Source organism: Peribacillus sp. NPDC096379, from assembly GCF_044762875.1.
Classification (GTDB): domain Bacteria; phylum Bacillota; class Bacilli; order Bacillales; family DSM-1321; genus Peribacillus.
Genome location: NZ_JBIWFD010000002.1, coordinates 207322 through 224446, shown reverse-complemented (window position 1 = coordinate 224446; position 17125 = coordinate 207322). Strand labels below are relative to the sequence as shown.

Below are 17125 nucleotides of genomic sequence, written 5' to 3'. Positions count from 1 at the left end.
ATTTACAAAACCTAAACATTTCCACAAGAATTAAAATATTTTTTGAAAATTTAAAATTTTTATTGATTTTTCCTCTAAGGATTCCATATAATAAAAAAAAGGTCAGGAGTGGATCTTCATGAAAAATGAAAAATTACCTTCAGAATTAGTAAAGTCGTATTTGGCCAATAAGAAAAACCAGGACGCTTCACTGCAGGATACATTCATTGAGATGATTATTCACGAATCTATACTCATTAACAAAAGAACACAGCTTGAACAGCAAATCGACCAAGCACTCGATGAGAGGAATAAGCCTTTATTTCTAAAATTAAGCAGCGAAATGAACGAATTGATAAAAATGTTTGGTACTTAAGAACAAAAGCGCAAGCGCCTTGTTCAACCTTGAAAACACTCGCATTCCATTCGGTTGAGATCGTTCTTTTACTTCTTAAGCTAGTGTGATGTGACAAGAGGAGGTAGGCAACTTGCCCCCCAAAAATGAGGTTGTCTACAAAAGAAAAAGGTCTGACCCACCATTCTTCACACAGAATAAAATACGTGTATAACACGATAGCTGTATGAAGCGTGTGTGGTCAGACCCTTATGAAACTCTTACTTTCTTCACTATTTTCCTCTATCAAACATCCCCATTACCTCGGTCGTTTCCGTAATATTAACAAATGCATTCGAATCGATTTCATTAATCATCAATTTAACATCCGTTAACTGATAGCGAGTAATAACTGTCATAAGAATTTTTCGACTTTCCCCTGTATATGCGCCCTCTCCATCCATTACTGTAATCCCTCGATAAAGGTTAGTAAGCAGCTTCTCCTTCATCTCATCACCCTTATTTGTAATGATCATTAATGTTAATTTAATATGGTTCGTATGAATCGTATCGATGATCTTTCCTGTTGCATAAATTGCAACAAGTGTATGAAGAGCCGAATCCCAATCAAACACAAATCCAGAGATAATAACAACAATAGCATTCATTGCCGAAATTAACGCTCCCAGCGGAAAGTCTCTCTTCTTAGTAAGCAGCATCGCAATTATATCAAAGCCACCCGAAGATCCGGATGCCCGAAAAATAATCCCGATCCCAATTCCCGTAATAACACCGCCGAACAGCGATGACAAGATCGCTTCATTTGAGATTGCTTGAACAGGAACCACATACAAGGTAACTGAAAGCACGACGACAGACAAAATTGTATACCCAATAAAACGTTTTCCTAATTTCATAACTCCGAATATTAATAAAGGTAAATTAAGCAGAAAGTTCAAAATTCCGGTATTGAAGGGTGTAATGATTCCAAGCATAATCGCAATCCCGCTAAGTCCACTGCTTAAAATTTGATGGGGAATCAAAAATAAATTATAAGCAACCCCAACAATGATGGAGCCAATTATTATGACCAAAATATTACGCATAACTACTCTCCCTTTAAACCAGTGATATTTCCTGATCATTTAAAGCCACAAAAGACTCCTCTGTCCACAGAAATAATTGTTCGGTTTAGATATTTTTTCTACTAATGATTATTATTATAGTAGAGAAATAAAGGAAAAATAATTTAATAGTCTTTTCAGATTATATAGGAAATTCCTTAGGGGATAAATGATAAGAAAAACTGTCATCTGCTATAGGTCACAAAAATAATTATTCTAATATACATTCAATACTCGAATATGTCAGGTGTATGAATTGACACTAAAACTCATTGCAAAATGTATAAAATGAAACTTCAATCAATGGGGTTTTCTTCATCCCCCTACTCTTCTTCGATCTATCTAAGTCTTTAAGCGCCGTTAATGTAAAATACATTCTTTTCTTACAAAAAAATAAACTGACCGAAGTCAGCTTATTCATTCTGATTACTCGTATCATATTGATCAAGCATTGAAATTCTCTCGAGCATGGAGGGGTGTGTGTAGCGAAACCATTTCACGAGCAAAGGAGGATTCACTTGACTTAACCCAGCTCTTGTCAACTCCTGAAAGGAACTAATTGCAGCATCTTTATCTTGAGTCATTTCAATCGCATAGTGATCCGCTCGGCTTTCCTGATACCTTGACACATAATTAGATAAAGGACTGGAAGCGAACAATAAAATAGATGTAATCAATAAAAATAATGGGAATGAACGAATGCTGCTAACTTCTGATATGTTTAGAACTTTCCCCCAGCGCCTAATGGTATAATTCATCAATTTCGCAGTGAACCATAAACCAACAAGCGTTAAGACTAAATAACCTGCAATTCCGAAATAAATATGTTTTTCCACATAGTGCCCCATCTCGTGCGCCATGATAAAGAGAATTTCTTGATCATTAAGCCGACTCAAAGTCGTATCCCATAAAACAATTCGGGAATTGGAGCCGATTCCCGTGACATATGCATTCAAGGCATTCGTTTTTTCCGCCATATTCACTTCATATACATGCTCAGATGGAATATTCGCGTTATCTGCCATATCTAATATCTTTGTTTCTAATTCCTTGTTTTTAAGCGGATAAAAGTCATTATAAAGTGGATCAATAACTACCGGCTGAACGAACATGATAAATAATGAAAAAGGAATCGTCAAAACCCAGGCATACAGCCACCATTTCTTCGCACTTTTTTTCATCAGCCAATATAAAACAGAGACAATAAGAATCATCGTCCCGAAATCGACCCAAAACTCAATCACTCCATCCTTCATCCATGAAGTAAAAGATTGAGTACTGATTCCATAGCTCTTGCCTAAGGTGTAGCGATAATAATTAAGCGGGAACACAACAACATAACTCAACAAAGATAACCAAAATAAATAAATAGCATTTTGAACAATTTTCCACTTCGTTTGCGATAAAGACCATTTTTCAAACCCTCGTGAAATGCCAAATGCTAAAATAAGAAAATAAAATAACCAATCAAATGGTACCGCCGCAAAAAACAGAAAATTTCTGATTTTCGAATACTCTTCACTCAATACCCATTCCCTTTCACTCAAAAAAACAGCTGGATCTGCAACCGTTCCTTTTAAAGCTTCAGGTATAATAGATTGGGCTCCGTGAAATATATACACATACATACCAGCTATATATAAACCAAATAAAACGATTGCAGTTAAGACCGATTTTCTTACCATAATCCAACCCCTTCCTTATCACTTCCTACTTTAAGTGTAGTACATAACGGACAAGTTAGAACCATTTCCTAATATTGAAATTGTAAGTTTTGTGCAACTAACCTTCATGATTTCTTACTTTTTCAATCATTTCATCAAGACGGATAATGCTTTTTTTTGCACGCTCAAAATCAATCTTTCGATAATGATGGAGACCACCTTCTTCTTCGTCTTTCTCATCAGCCCATTTTACAATTTGTTGAAGTGGCGTGCGAATAATGTCATTTGTAGGTAGAAATGAATCAGTATGGAATAGAATCGCGAGGGATATGGTTTTGGCTTGGATTGGATTTTCTCCAAGTCGAATAAGTAGCTTATGAGCTCTTTCTGCTCCTTTTATTGCATGTATATCATTTTGTTTATAAAGGTCATAATCCCACTTCCCATTTTTATACCATGTAAAATGTCCCATATCATGAAGCAAACCGGCTTTGGCAGCTATATCGACGTCCACATTCTGCTCTTTAGCCAAGTGAAAGGCATGGTATGCAACAGCAATAGCGTGCACTAACCCAGAACGATTTAAATATTTCTGTGTAATATGATGTTGAAATATATCAAGTAGGGTCACGTCTCTCATTCAATCCCCTCCTCTATTATAGTAAGCTTATTGTCAAGCCTGAATTTTTTAAATGTTATCATATCGAATATGCAGAAATTTTTCAAGTGGAACATCATAATGCTCTTTAAGCGGTTGTTCAAAAAGTCCGGTAAACAGATTGAGAATCGCATCAAAGATCCGTCTTCCGGGTCCTCTTGAGATGCGCTCCTCGAACTTCTCGGCTCTTTTATCCTCCCTTTTGAACATGTACTTTAAGGAGTATTATAAAAATATGGCCTTATTATTCTATTCAGCCTAATAATCACAAGTTCACGATAGAGTTCTTGTAATCGCCAGTGATTTATCTATAGAAGAAAACTAAAAGCCCCATCTATCGAACAAACGATATATGGCGGCTTTTTAAATTTTCTATCAGTAAATAAGATTAATAACTTCTTCTTTTGTTACATTCCCAAAGTAATGCTTCACATCAACATCTGCTAAGACGCGCTCAATTTCAGTGCGTTCATAGCGAATCCCCGTAAGTTTCTCTTCAATTTCGCTCACATCGCCGACACCAAAGAAATCTCCATATACTTTACAGTTTTCAATTTTTCCTTTATTCACTTCTAAGCGAATATCAATTGACCCTACTGGAAAGCGGTGTGAATGTTGTAAGTTGAACTTCGGTGATTTACCATAGTTCCAATCCCAGTTTTGGTAACGTTCTTTAGAAATCTCATTAATTTTTGCCCAATCCTCTTCCGTTAAAACATACTCGGGAATGGTTTCTTTTTCTTCATAGATATATTTAAGAATCAAAGAACGGAATTCTTCAATGGTCATGGGTTCTTCAAGGAACTCTGCGATATTGGCTACACGACTTCTGACCGATTTAATTCCTTTCGATTCGATCTTGTCCTTTTTCACTTTTAAACTTGAGACAATATGATCCATTTCGGAATTAAACAAAAGCGTACCATGCGTGAACATGCGGCCTCTCGTACTGAATTGGGCGATACCGGAGATCTTTCTGCCTTCAGCTAGAATATCATTCCTCCCGCTTATTTCTGCGTTAATCCCCAGCTTACTAAGCGCCTTAACAACAGGCTCCGTGAATTTCTTAAAGTCATGGAAGCTTTGACCGTCATCCTTAGTAATGAAACTAAAGTTTAAGTTTCCAAGGTCATGATACACAGCACCACCACCCGAAAGTCTTCGAACCACTTTAATTCCATTATTCTCGACATATTCTGTATTGATCTCTTCAATCGTATTTTGGTTTTTACCGATAATGATGGACGGACCATTGATGTAAAATAATAAATACGTTTCATTTATATCAAGGTTTTTTAATATGTATTCTTCAATAGCAAGATTCATTTGCGGATCGTGAATCCCTTTATTATCTACAAAGATCATTCGTGTTTCCTCCTTTATTTTACCTAAAAAATCACAATTGAAATTCCATGCCACTTCTAGCAAGGGCAATTTCACGTTTAAATACTTCTCCTGCTTCTTTTTTCAACTGTTGTAAATCTCCATAATGTGGCAAGTGAGTAAGCATGAGCAAGTGGGTATCAGCAAGATGCGCAATCATCCCCGCTTCTCTTGCTGTCATATGACCTGCTGATGAGCCATCTGTATGTCCGTAAAGACTACTCTCACATAATAACACTTTCGCATCCTTTGCAAAAATCGACAACTCTTCCATATACGAACTATCTCCTGTATAGACAATGGATTCGCCATTCACCTCAAGTTTCATGGCAAAGCAAGGAACAGGATGCTTTGTTCTTAAAAAAGTAAAAGTAAATGGGCCAATTAAAAGAGGCTCGTCCTCTTTATATGCAATCCCCTTTGTAATATCTTTATAAGTTAGCTTTTTAAATTCTCCTTCGTCTAAATGATGACCATAGATTGGCAGTGTTTTTTTCGGATTCCCTAAAAAGCTACCAATTAGCAAGGCGTGCTGAAGTACACCGATATCTGCAATATGATCCGGATGATAGTGAGTTAATACAACAGCATCTAATTTTTCCGGTTGCATATGGTTTTGCAGTTGAGCCAAAACACCGCTACCACAATCGAGCAGCACCCTGTAATCTCCATATTCCACAAGATAACCTGAAGATGCTTCATTCTTTGCAGGATAGCCGCCCCAGCAACCTATTACAGTAATTTTCATACAACAATCTCCTCCTGTGGTGATTTCGATAAGAGAAACGCATACGCTTTTTTCACCCCAAAGGTTAGGCTTTAGCGTAATTAGTCGCTTACATTAGACATCAAAACCTATACTTATATATTAAATATATCGTATTATCCTGTTCTTTTCATCTTTTACCTATTCAAGTTAAACCTTTACACCAATGGGCTGTTCCATAACGAAAAGGTCTAAACCCCACACCAACTATATACGGTTAATATGAAGTGTAATAACACAATTAAACCATGTATATAGTGTGAAGTTAGACCCTTTTATTTACGCTTCTAATTCTTGAACTGCGTCGTTCATTTCTGAGTAGCTTTTTTTATATTTCACTACAAAGTAAAGTATGGTAAGCACAAGAAAGCTAACCATAAATGCTAATAGTACCAAGCCATCCGACCACATTAGACCGAAATCCCCACTTGAAATGACTTCCCTAAACCCTCGTACAGAATACGCCATAGGCAATACATGATTTAACCATTGTAGCTGTGACGGGATTAACTCCACTGGGAATGTACCAGCACTTGTTGTCAATTGCAAAATCAAAATGATAACTGCTAAAAAACGGCCTGGGTTATCCATTGTTGTAACTAATAATTGGATAAGTGCCATAAATGTTAAGCTTGTAATGATTGAAAATAAGATGAATAATGGAACACTTTGGACTTTGAGATCTAAAAGAATGATTAGTAATCCAGAAACAAGTATTGCCTGGGTAATCCCAACAGCTGCAATAACACCAAATTTACTAAAGAACCAGGTAAATCCATTTTTCGGAATACCAACAGGTTCTCTTAATGGAAAGACAATAGAAAGCATTAATGCTCCTACAAATAAACCTAGAGATAAGAAATATGGCGCAATACCTGTTCCATAGTTCGGCACTTTGTTGATCCCTTCTTTATCAACCTGTACTGGCTTGGCAACCATGTTATACGTTTCTTCCGTAGGATGTAATCCTTCTGATTCATTCGCCGCTTTATTTAGTTCATCTTTAAATGTTTGGGAACCCTCTTTAAGATCTGTTGTGCCATTAGCAAGTTGCTTTGATCCATCTACTAATTGCGTAGATCCGTCAGCTAATGCTTTCGAACCTTCCTCTAATTGTCTAACTCCGCTCGTTAAGCTACTAGCTCCTGCTACAAGCTTATCTCCGCCTGCTTTGGCTTCATTCAATTTACTTGAGAACGTCGTTAGTCCAGAACTTAACTGCTTTTGACCACTAAGCAACTGATCTGCACCAGTATCTAATTTAGCTGTTCCATTATTTAGATCCTGCAACCCGTTTTGAAGAGCCTTTTGTCCTTCGGTTAACGCTGCTAGATTGCTAGAGACATCGGCTGAACCAGCGGCAAGTTTCCCTGCTGAAGCAGCGATATTCTCGTTACCAGCTTGGAGTGCAGCTGTTCCTTGAGATAATTGTTCTAAAGCTTGCTGAAGTGCCACTTGGTTTTCTTCTGGAAGAGATTCAAGTACTGGAGTTAATTGATTTTGCAGAGCGGTTACTCCATTCTTAACGTCCGTCGCTCCCATATAAGCCGAATTCGCTCCATCTTGAAGCTGCTTAAGACCATCTGTTACTTGATTAGAGCCTTCATTCAGCTTACTTGTACCCGAAATAGCCTCATTCATCTTCTGCACAATGGTGCTAATCCCTTGATGTGCTTGTTGAATTCCAACTTGTAAGCTTCTTGTTCCATCTTCCGCTTTCTTAGCGCCATCAACTAGCTGAATTTGAGCTTTTGAAAGCTGACCTAATCCATTAGTAAGGACTTCAACCCCAGTTTTCAGCTCTTTAGTGCCGCTTTCCAATTTATTCGTACCACCAGTAAATTCAACTTGTTTCTCAGCTAATAGCGCTAATTTTTCTTCAAGCGTTTTAGCACCACTATTTAAATCCGCTACACCAGTTAACAGTTTCCCCGCCGCTTCATCAGCCGTTTGGTAGCCATCTGCCATTTTTGTTAAACTGTCGAACATCGTTTCGGCATAGGTTTCGGTCACTTTTTCTTGAAGATTCATTTGAATTTTTTGTAACGCCGTTTCACCGATTTGTGCCGATAAAAAGTTAAAACTTTCATTCGGTACATATTTCAATTCCAACTTTTTCGGTGTATCATCGAGCAAGGTTGTTGCATTTTTAGAGAAATTTTTAGGAATTTCAACAAGCAAATAATATTTTTGATCTTTTAAATTTTTATATCCTGTTTCATGATCGACAAATTTAAAGTTAAAATCCTTACTTTCCTTTAAATTCTTGACAAATTCCTCACCAATTTCATAGGTTTTACCATCAAGCACTGCGCCCTGATCATTATTAACGATAGCAACGGGTAAATCGTCCAATTGCTCATATGGATCCCAAAATGCCCATAATAACATGCCACCGTACATAATTGGTATAAATAATATAGCTACTATAGAAACAAGCAATTTTCGATTTGTAAAAATAGACTTCCATTCACTTTTCAACATAAACTGCCTCCTTGATTCTAAATGACCAATTTGTTCATTTAGTCATTAATGTGCAAAAAATGAGGATTACCCGTTTTAAAGTGATAATCCCTTAAATAAATATAGGTCGAACAATTCGGCTATCTCTTCTTTATTTAGAGGCTTCCTTATTCTCTCCCAATCTACAATAAGTGTGATATATATTTTCAGCATAAGAAATGCCGTCAATTCAGGGTCACAATCTTTAATGTACTTCTTCTGGTTTGCTATTTTAATCTTCTGTGCGATAAAAGAAATAATGGCATTTTCAATTTCCTCAACTATTTCCAATACAGCAGGCGTTCTTATTTCTCGCTCTTCTTGAAATAGCTTTATCATCAATTGATGTTCACGCCTAAATTCTAATAGACGATAGAGTGTAAGATGAAGATTCTCCGTAAAGGTTAGCTCAGGATTAATAGCATCGTTCGCTTCTTGCTCCATCTCTACAATCATATTATCAACAATTTCTTTAAATAATTCCTCCTTATTTGCATAAAACGTATAAATAGTCCCCTTACCAACATTCGCAATCTTGGCAACCTGATCCATCGTTGTTGCTTTATACCCAAATAATGAAAAAGACTTTGTGGCGGCCTCGATAATTAATTTTTTTCGATTAACTGACATCTTCCACCTCGCAATTGACCAAATGAACATTTCAGTCATTAAGTTCAGTAACATATTAACAAATTGGTTTTGAAATTGCAAATACCTAATATAAAAGATCAATCATTACTACAGAAGAAAAATAATATTTAGCAGTAAATCTCCACGTTCTTTGAGATAGCTTACTTAGATTTTCTACTTATAGAGGTTGTTCATAAAGTCCGGTAATAATAGCTGTAGAATTTCTTCTTCGCTCTGTCTTTCCTCGAACTTCTCAGCTCTTTTTAACACGTACTTATAATTTTCCTACTGTTTTTCCGAAAGAAAAAGAGGACACTCCACGAAGTCGTTCTTCCATTTAGAGAGGTTGTCCCAAAAGGGTCTAACCTTCACACACTCTATACACCGTTTATTGTGTCATGTTCACGTCTTAAAAGGTATATAGTAGTTGTGATATCTTAAGCCTTTTGTTATAAGACAGCCTCTTTGGAAATCGAATTCTATGGAATTATCCTCTTGTTTTGTTTTCTATTGTAGATCTAATTTTTTCATAATAATCGTTTTCAATGCGTCGATAAATGCAGGATCTACATTCGGCATATTGGGGCGATAGTAGCTTGCTCCTACTTCATCGGTTACAACCTTACACTCATAATCATTGTCATAAAGAACTTCTAGATGTTCGGCAATAAAACCGACTGGTATGTATATAAAAGCTTTATAACCTTGTTGAGCGTGAAGTTCTCTCGTTAAGTCCTGAACATCTGGTCCTAGCCAAGGCTCTGGTGTTTGTCCAGCACTTTGCCAACCTATTTCGTAATTCTTAACATTTGCTGCTTTTGCGATTAGCTCAGCCGTTTCTTCCAATTGTTTAGGATACGGATCGCCATTTTGCAAGATTTTTTCTGGCAGACTATGAGCCGAAACAATTAAAACATAATGGTCTTTTTCTTCCGGTGTCATTTTCGCAAACGTTTCATTTAATTGATCAACCCAAAATTGAATAAACTTCGGTTCTTTATACCAGCTCTCAACAGATGTAATCGTTACATTTCCAAGCGACTCAGCTGCTTTTTTCGCACGTTCATTATAAGATTTAACACTGAACGTAGAAAAATGAGGTGCAAGAACAATGCTTACAGCTTCTGTAATACCATCTGCATGCATTTGCTGTACTGCATCTTCAATGAAAGGCTCAATATGTTTTAAGCCGATATATGCTTTAAATTCAATATCGTTTTGCGCTTCGTTCAACATATTCTGTAGCCCTATTGCTTGACCTTCTGTAATTTTGGCAAGTGGAGAAATTCCGCCAATTGCTTTATAACGTCCGCGGAGATCTTCAAGTGCTTCCACAGAAGGCTTTCTTCCATGACGAATATGTGTATAATACCGTTCAATGTCTTCCTCTTTGTACGGAGTTCCGTAAGCCATTACTAAAAGACCCATTTTTTTTCTTGCCATTGTTGTTAACACCTCATTTAGAATAAACTATCTAACTTCACAATCTATATTTTTAACGTACTACAAGGCCGTGGCGGACCTTAGTATAAGTTCCTTATTCGAAGCTTATTCTTTTCTTATTTCCATGAAGAATATTCATGTATAAAAGCAGTCAACTTCTTCAGTGTTTCCGGATTAACTTCTGGAAAAACACCATGCCCAAGATTAAAGATGAAGCCAGGTTGCTCCATGCCTTGATCTAGGATTTGTTTCGCTTTATCTTCAATCACTTCCCATGAAGCTAAAAGGTAAGAAGGATCGAGATTTCCTTGTACAGCCTTTTTAATGCCCATTTCTCTTGCTTCTCTGATCGGAAGTCTCCAATCTAAGCCAACTACATCAATCGGAAGGTCATTCCACTCCAATGCCAAGTGCCTTGCACCTACTCCATGCATGATTAATGGAACATTTTCTTCACGTAAAGCAGAGAATATTCGATTCATAACTGGTTTAATATACTTTCGGTAGTCCTCTACATTTAACGTACCTACCCAGGAATCAAAGATTTGGATTGCGCTTACACCCGCATTTATTTGCGCTTTAACATATGTAATGACCATCTCACCTAACTTATCCATTAAAGCAAACCAAGCTTGAGGCTCCGTATACATAAATGCTTTCGTTTTATGGTAATTTTTTGAAGGTCCACCTTCAATCATATACGACGCAATCGTAAATGGCGCACCTGAGAAACCAATTAATGGAACAGTTAATTGTTCTTTTGTTAACAACTTAATCGTATCCAACACATAAGTAATATCTTTTTCAGGGTTTAATTCACCCAGTCTACCGACATCTTCAATCGAACGAATAGGATTATCAATCACTGGACCGATTCCAGATTTAATTTCCACATTAACGCCAAGTGCTGGCAGTGGTGTCATAATATCTTTATAAAGAACAGCAGCATCTACGTCATACTGCTCAACCGGTAGCCGTGTAACATAAGCACATAATTCCGGTTGATGAGTAATTTCAAACAAGGAATATTTTTCTTTAATTTTACGATACTCCGGCTGTGACCTACCAGCTTGGCGCATATACCAAACTGGAACATGGCTCGTCTTTTCCCCTCTTGCAGCCTGTAAAAAAGTATCATTCGTAATCTTAACCATTCATATCCACCTTTCGAACATGACGAATTTTATCGATCATCGTCTTCCTAATATTAGAATAACAGAAGTCAGATTATTTTCAAATGCAACTGCTTACTACTTTATGCTATTCCTTTATAGAAGTATAGAACTCCTCTGACATTGTCACTAATTCGACTTTTTTATTTGAAGGAATGGCCTGAATAAAAAAGAAAACTGAATAAACAAACATGTATTGTTTTGTATTGATAGTTTATTCTTGCTATGATTTAACCAAAGAAGTTTGAAAAGGTTACCAAAACAAAAAAGGTGGGAAACTAATGAACATATTTATAACGACTGGAACACGAGAATTTCTACAAAAGGTAAAAGAAAAGCACGTAAATGAAAAACTTTATTTTATGGGAAATGCGGAACATGCACTTTTACTACATGAGACAACTGGTAAAACCATCTTTTCGTCCCCAAGAAAATTTGAAGTAGTGGATGGTCGTGGTGAACTAAAGGAGATAGGGTATGTCGTGATGAACAACATCCCGGTTACAGAGGAGGGCCGACCAGGATTTGAATTCCGGTTTAAAAATCGAGCAGGCTTGATTGAAAAGGAACCTGGATTCACCGCACTTCGAATTCTCAGACCTTTAAACTCAGATACGTATGTTATTTTGACGATGTGGGAAGATCAAGAAGCATTCACGAATTGGAAAAACTCAAATTCCTTCCAATCCGCTCATAATAAAGATAGTAAATCTCTTGATAATCCCGATTTGAATAAAAAGATTTTCTCAGGACCAGCTTATGTGACACAGTATTCCTTAATAAATGAGGAAGGCTAATAAAGTAAAGTTTCCATCAGTGGGGGGTATCTCCTACTGATGGTTAGTTGAACCAATCCACCGATAAACCTCAGATTACTTTCGATTTTGTATCAACTCCGCATAGTTTCCAACCACCAAAATCTAGGCAGGTCAAACACCAATCTAATCGCCCATCATATTCTGTATGAAAATCACGTTCTTTACCATTACAGGGGAGGATTCTTTATGGGCGTAGAATGAACAGCGCTGCATTGGATTTATATTGTATTCATCGTATTGATTATAGGTTTTATGGTAAAGAGGCGGGATACGACACTTATCTGTATACTTGGAATATTTTCTCTTGCTCTCATTGCAACAGGCAGTCTCTCTGCTTCAGTCAGCGGGATATTTAATAGCTTCATCTTTGCAATTACCGAGCTAATGTCAACCATTCTTGTCATTTCTATCATTGTAGCTATGAGACAAGTTTTAACGAAAACAGGAATTAATGATGCGATGATTTCACCGTTTACACGCTTTATTACATCACCTGCACTTGCCTATTGGATAATTGGTATCTTAATGATGGTCATTTCATGGTTTTTCTGGCCATCACCAGCCGTAGCATTACTCGGAGCTGTTTTATTACCAGTAGCCATTCGTGCGGGTTTACCAACTCTCGGCGTTGCCATGGCAATGAATTTGTTTGGTCACGGCATTGCTCTATCAAGCGATTTTATCATTCAGGCAGCACCTAAATTAACAGCTGATGCTGCTTCTCTTCCTGTTGGAGAAGTAATTAGTGCAAGTATTCCTCTCGTTATCACAATGGGGCTTGTCACTACGATAACGGCATATTTTTTTCTTCGCAGAGACATGATACGTGGATCATTACCTGTCAGCACCAGTATTCATGTAGAAAATGAAAATATTCGATCAGAAGATTTTTTATCTTCAAGTCAGAAAAAGTTCTTTGCCGTTTTCATTCCTATCGCCTTTATTCTTGATGTTGTCGCCATGAGTGTTCTGAAGCTTCAGGGCGGGGATGCTACAGCTTTAGTAGGTGGGACAGCTGTATTCATTTTGATCATTCTTTCACTTTTTACACATAAACAGCAAGGTTTGGAAAAAATTACAGCGTATCTGTCACACTCTTTTAGGCATCCTTCATTCTTATCTAGCTTCATTATCATTCACCAATCACACCGCATGCGATGCGATCTCCTGCATCACCGGCTGGCTGGGATTTATTGTCGTCTGCTTTTGCATGTATCACAAGTGCCGAGCCATCTGAATCGAACAATGAATATTCTTGATGAGTCTTTAATGTAACGTGTTTAGCTATAACTTCTTCTTTAATCATGCCATCTTTTCCGACTTCAATATTGGGAAGGTCACCTGCATGTGGTCCCTCTTCATGATCTATACCGTGACTCGCATTTGTAGGATTAAAATGCCCGCCTGCTGTTTTAAAAGTAGGAGCAACACATGACGCTGTTTCATGAATATGAAAACCATGTATTCCTGGTGGCAAATTTGACGCCTCTAAACTGATGCGTACACCTGTATCAATTTCTTCCAGGTTGACTGTCCCAATTTTCACGCCTTCCGTATTCTGTAAGTCAACAGTTACCAATTCACCCTCACCCTTAATCTTTTCTTGAGGGTTATTTTGCTCTACACCTGCATTGGCTGGATTCCCTTCTTGATTCATCCCTTCATCTGAGATTGACCGCTCGTCACTTTTTTCAGTATTGCTACCGCTAGTGCTATTACCATTATTATCACTATTGTCATTGCCGCTTCCGCAAGCCCCTAGCACAAACATTATGCCTATAAAAATTTTTAAAAAAAGGAAACGCTTCATATTTATCTACCCTTTCTCTATTTACGTTACTTCTACATACACTCTTTACAAAATTGACCATCTTTAAACATTTCTAAGTCTTAACACTATACAAGGATGTATTGCCCTTTTTTTCGTAACATTTTCAGTAGTAACATAATAGAACATGAAAAAATGAATATACACTTATATGGCTAAAAGCAAAAACTACCTTTCCTGTTACACTCCAGAAAAAGGTAGTTTTTCTCAAAAAATGGACAAATATTTCGATTCTTTTCATACTGCTTGAAGTTTATCTCTTTCGATAAACATCTAAATTTATTAAAATAAATGATGCCACTCATAATGTAATGTATTAAGAATTGTCGCTGCAAAAAAACCGAAAATAAACAAAGTCGAACGCTTACCAATCCACAATATCAATATGATTGCCAATCCCACAGCTGCTCCTATATACGCTAACCAAGGAAACTGAGCTGTAGATAGAGATAAATAATAGCCTAAATTAGCAGCTAATAATACCCCTAGAAGTAATGGATTTAATAACCTCAATTCCGAAAATGCGTGATTTTCCATAGATAATCCCTCCTTGTTTTAAGTATTCGACGTTTAATGAATACTATTCAAAAGAAAGTAAAACTTCAATCAGTAGGGGGGCTTACTGCCTCTTAAGGATGGGATAAAATCTACGTATAGAAAATTTACCTTGGTTACTTCAACTGTCATATTCATAAAAACAAAAAAGCGAGGGTACCCCAAAAAAAGAAAGGGTCAGACCCACATCTACTTGAACGTTTATATGACGTCTAATGTCACAATAACCGTTAAAGAGCGTGTAGATTAAACCCTTTTGGAATACCCTCGACCTTTATTCGTAAACCATGAGTAGAACAGAACGCATGCGATCACAATCGCTCCCCCAAGTGAATATCCTGCCAATACATCTGTCGGGTAATGTGCCTTTAAGACAATTCTGCTTAAACCGATTAGTAGAACGAGTAAATAGAGAACGAGTCTAAACAATCTTTTCAAAAAAGTGGACTTTATATGCTTCCCAATAAAATAAACAGCCAAACCGTAACAAGTAATGCTCACCATCGCATGTCCACTCGGGAAGCTGTACCCTACTGCATCTATCGCTGCATTAATACTCGGCCGGTCACGTTCGATAATTCCTTTCACAAACCGATTCAGCTGATCAGACCCGGCAACCCCTATCGAAACGACAGCCATCGCGAGATAATCTTTTTTCGAGATCCACAGCCAAAGAACTAAAATCAACGCGCAAACTCCAAGTATAATGGTTGAACCCATTTCTGTAAGCTTATAAAAAAAACCATACATCCATGTACCTGCTACACTTGAAATGAAAGGTAAAAAGGCTTGATCCAGCTTCAATGGCTGGCCACTTTGAACAGCTTTTGTAATGATCAAGTAAACAGCTAAACACATAAAAAAACCAATTAGAATAATCGGTACATTCTTTTTATACTCTTTTCTCATTTTCCCCTCCAGTTATTTGACTAAGAACATACCAAAACAGCTTGGCCTCCTTTCTAAACATTGTATGCTATACTATTCCCTATATAACAACTATTCACTTAATTACGGAGGTAAATTATGATTGCTAAGTTACATACCCTTTTGGAAAATTCTTATGAAGAAATGGTCGCCATTCGTCGCTATTTACACCAACACCCTGAGCTTTCTTTTCAGGAAACGAAAACGGCTGCCTATATTACTGATTTTTATCAACAGCTTGGGATTGAAGTAAAATCAGGTATCGGTGGCAATGGCGTTGTGGCAAGAATATCAGGTGCTAAACCTGGTAAAACTGTCGCACTACGAGCTGATTTCGATGCATTACCGATACAAGATGAAAAAGATGTTCCTTATAAGTCTACCGTGCCTGGTGTCATGCACGCATGTGGTCATGATGGACATACAGCGACTCTGTTAATTCTAGCAAAAGCGCTCCATACGATGAAAGATGAACTAGAAGGTGATTATGTACTTATTCATCAACATGCCGAGGAATACGCCCCAGGCGGTGCTAAGCCAATGATTGAAGATGGCTGTTTAGATGGAGTAGATGTCATTTTCGGTACTCATCTTTGGGCAACTGTACCAACTGGAACGATCCAACATCGAGTCGGTCCTTTCATGGCGGCAGCTGACCGCTTCGAAATAACTCTTTTTGGCCAAGGTGGACATGGTGCACAGCCACATAAAACGAAAGATGCCATTGTGATTGGCGCTCAACTCGTATCAAACCTACAGCAAATTGTCAGTAGACGTGTTAGTCCACTCGATTCTGCTGTCGTTACTATTGGATCCTTTGTGGCTGAAAACGCCTTTAATGTGATAGCCGACAAAGCAACAATTGGCGGCACTGTACGGACATTTAGTGAAGATGTACGTGCCTTTATTGCAGAAGAAATTGAACGCATTGTGAAAGGAACCTGTCTTTCTGGAAATTGTACGTATGAATATATGTATGATTATGGGTACCCTGCTGTTGTCAACCATGAAATAGAAACACATTTACTCGTAGAAGCAGCTGCTACAGTAGCAGAAGTAGATACGATTGAAGAAACGCTACCTGATATGACAGGAGAAGACTTTTCGTATTATTTACAAAATGTGAAGGGAACATTCTTTTTCACTGGCGCTAAGCCGTATCCTGATTTCCCCTATGGTCATCACCATCCGAAATTTGATATTGACGAAAAAGCAATGCTCATTGCAGCTAAAACATTGGGCAGTGCGGCGATTTCCTATCACCAAAGTAGTGAAAACAAATAAAGCCACTCTACTACCATTATTAGATAAGTTAATAAGAGTTTCCCGAATCACTCTAAAA

16 protein-coding genes and 1 pseudogene are annotated in these 17125 nt (G+C 37.4%); 4 read left to right on the top strand and 13 right to left on the bottom strand.

Features of this window, described 5'->3' with window-relative positions:
* Positions 1-118 precede the first annotated feature (118 nt).
* The gene (locus ACIQZI_RS10150; RefSeq protein ID WP_403072680.1) at positions 119-355 is read left to right on the top strand and encodes an IDEAL domain-containing protein; all 237 of its coding nucleotides are present in this window, start codon (positions 119-121) and stop codon (positions 353-355) included.
* A gap of 251 nt (positions 356-606) precedes the next feature.
* On the opposite strand, the gene ACIQZI_RS10145 is transcribed toward ACIQZI_RS10150, so the two are convergent.
* The 10 genes from ACIQZI_RS10145 to hemE all read right to left on the bottom strand — a co-directional run bounded on the left by ACIQZI_RS10145 (position 607) and on the right by hemE (position 11637).
* Complete coding sequence (locus ACIQZI_RS10145; RefSeq protein ID WP_403072677.1) at positions 607-1419, bottom strand: YitT family protein; 813 nt, start codon at positions 1417-1419, stop codon at positions 607-609.
* A gap of 431 nt (positions 1420-1850) precedes the next feature.
* Entirely contained in the window at positions 1851-3122 is a 1272-nt protein-coding gene (locus tag ACIQZI_RS10140; RefSeq protein WP_403072674.1) for a M48 family metallopeptidase, read from the bottom strand.
* Positions 3123-3219: 97 nt separating this feature from the next.
* Entirely contained in the window at positions 3220-3741 is a 522-nt protein-coding gene (locus ACIQZI_RS10135; RefSeq protein WP_062182234.1) for an HD domain-containing protein, read from the bottom strand.
* A gap of 48 nt (positions 3742-3789) precedes the next feature.
* Positions 3790-3969 (bottom strand): hypothetical protein, encoded by a 180-nt coding sequence (locus ACIQZI_RS10130; protein ID WP_403072670.1) that lies wholly within the window; start codon positions 3967-3969, stop codon positions 3790-3792.
* 165 nt (positions 3970-4134) lie between these two features.
* Positions 4135-5124 (bottom strand): lipoate--protein ligase, encoded by a 990-nt coding sequence (gene lplA / locus ACIQZI_RS10125; protein WP_403072667.1) that lies wholly within the window; start codon positions 5122-5124, stop codon positions 4135-4137.
* 31 nt (positions 5125-5155) lie between these two features.
* Positions 5156-5890, bottom strand: a complete 735-nt coding sequence (locus ACIQZI_RS10120; protein WP_403072664.1) for an MBL fold metallo-hydrolase — start codon at positions 5888-5890, stop codon at positions 5156-5158.
* Between the two features lie 297 nt (positions 5891-6187).
* Positions 6188-8392 (bottom strand): YhgE/Pip family protein, encoded by a 2205-nt coding sequence (locus ACIQZI_RS10115; RefSeq protein WP_403072661.1) that lies wholly within the window; start codon positions 8390-8392, stop codon positions 6188-6190.
* A gap of 75 nt (positions 8393-8467) precedes the next feature.
* Complete coding sequence (locus ACIQZI_RS10110) at positions 8468-9040, bottom strand: TetR/AcrR family transcriptional regulator (protein ID WP_403072658.1); 573 nt, start codon at positions 9038-9040, stop codon at positions 8468-8470.
* 507 nt (positions 9041-9547) lie between these two features.
* Positions 9548-10483 carry a ferrochelatase gene (hemH, locus tag ACIQZI_RS10105; RefSeq protein ID WP_403072655.1) on the bottom strand — a complete coding sequence of 312 codons (936 nt, stop codon included), beginning with the start codon at positions 10481-10483 and terminating at the stop codon, positions 9548-9550.
* Positions 10484-10599: 116 nt separating this feature from the next.
* Positions 10600-11637 (bottom strand): uroporphyrinogen decarboxylase, encoded by a 1038-nt coding sequence (hemE, locus tag ACIQZI_RS10100; RefSeq protein ID WP_403072652.1) that lies wholly within the window; start codon positions 11635-11637, stop codon positions 10600-10602.
* A 299-nt stretch (positions 11638-11936) separates the two neighbouring features.
* Between hemE and ACIQZI_RS10095 the strand changes: the two genes are divergently transcribed.
* Both ACIQZI_RS10095 and ACIQZI_RS10090 read left to right on the top strand, forming a co-directional pair.
* A complete protein-coding gene (locus ACIQZI_RS10095; protein WP_403072649.1) occupies positions 11937-12452 on the top strand; it encodes an antibiotic biosynthesis monooxygenase family protein in 516 nt (171 codons plus the stop codon).
* Between the two features lie 228 nt (positions 12453-12680).
* A pseudogene (locus ACIQZI_RS10090) lies at positions 12681-13577 on the top strand (hypothetical protein); the annotation flags it as partial.
* Positions 13578-13605: 28 nt separating this feature from the next.
* Here ACIQZI_RS10090 and ACIQZI_RS10085 read toward each other — a convergent pair.
* The 3 genes from ACIQZI_RS10085 to ACIQZI_RS10075 form a co-directional block, all read right to left on the bottom strand.
* Positions 13606-14244, bottom strand: coding sequence for a superoxide dismutase family protein (locus ACIQZI_RS10085; RefSeq protein WP_403072646.1), 639 nt, complete (start codon positions 14242-14244; stop codon positions 13606-13608).
* A 339-nt stretch (positions 14245-14583) separates the two neighbouring features.
* On the bottom strand, positions 14584-14838 hold the full coding sequence (locus tag ACIQZI_RS10080; RefSeq protein WP_062182266.1) for a hypothetical protein: 255 nt from the start codon (positions 14836-14838) through the stop codon (positions 14584-14586).
* A 264-nt stretch (positions 14839-15102) separates the two neighbouring features.
* Complete coding sequence (locus ACIQZI_RS10075) at positions 15103-15765, bottom strand: phosphatase PAP2 family protein (RefSeq protein ID WP_403072642.1); 663 nt, start codon at positions 15763-15765, stop codon at positions 15103-15105.
* Positions 15766-15882: 117 nt separating this feature from the next.
* Here ACIQZI_RS10075 and ACIQZI_RS10070 point away from each other — a divergent pair, with 117 nt between their 5' ends.
* On the top strand, positions 15883-17067 hold the full coding sequence (locus ACIQZI_RS10070; protein ID WP_403072639.1) for a M20 family metallopeptidase: 1185 nt from the start codon (positions 15883-15885) through the stop codon (positions 17065-17067).
* Positions 17068-17125 lie beyond the last annotated feature (58 nt).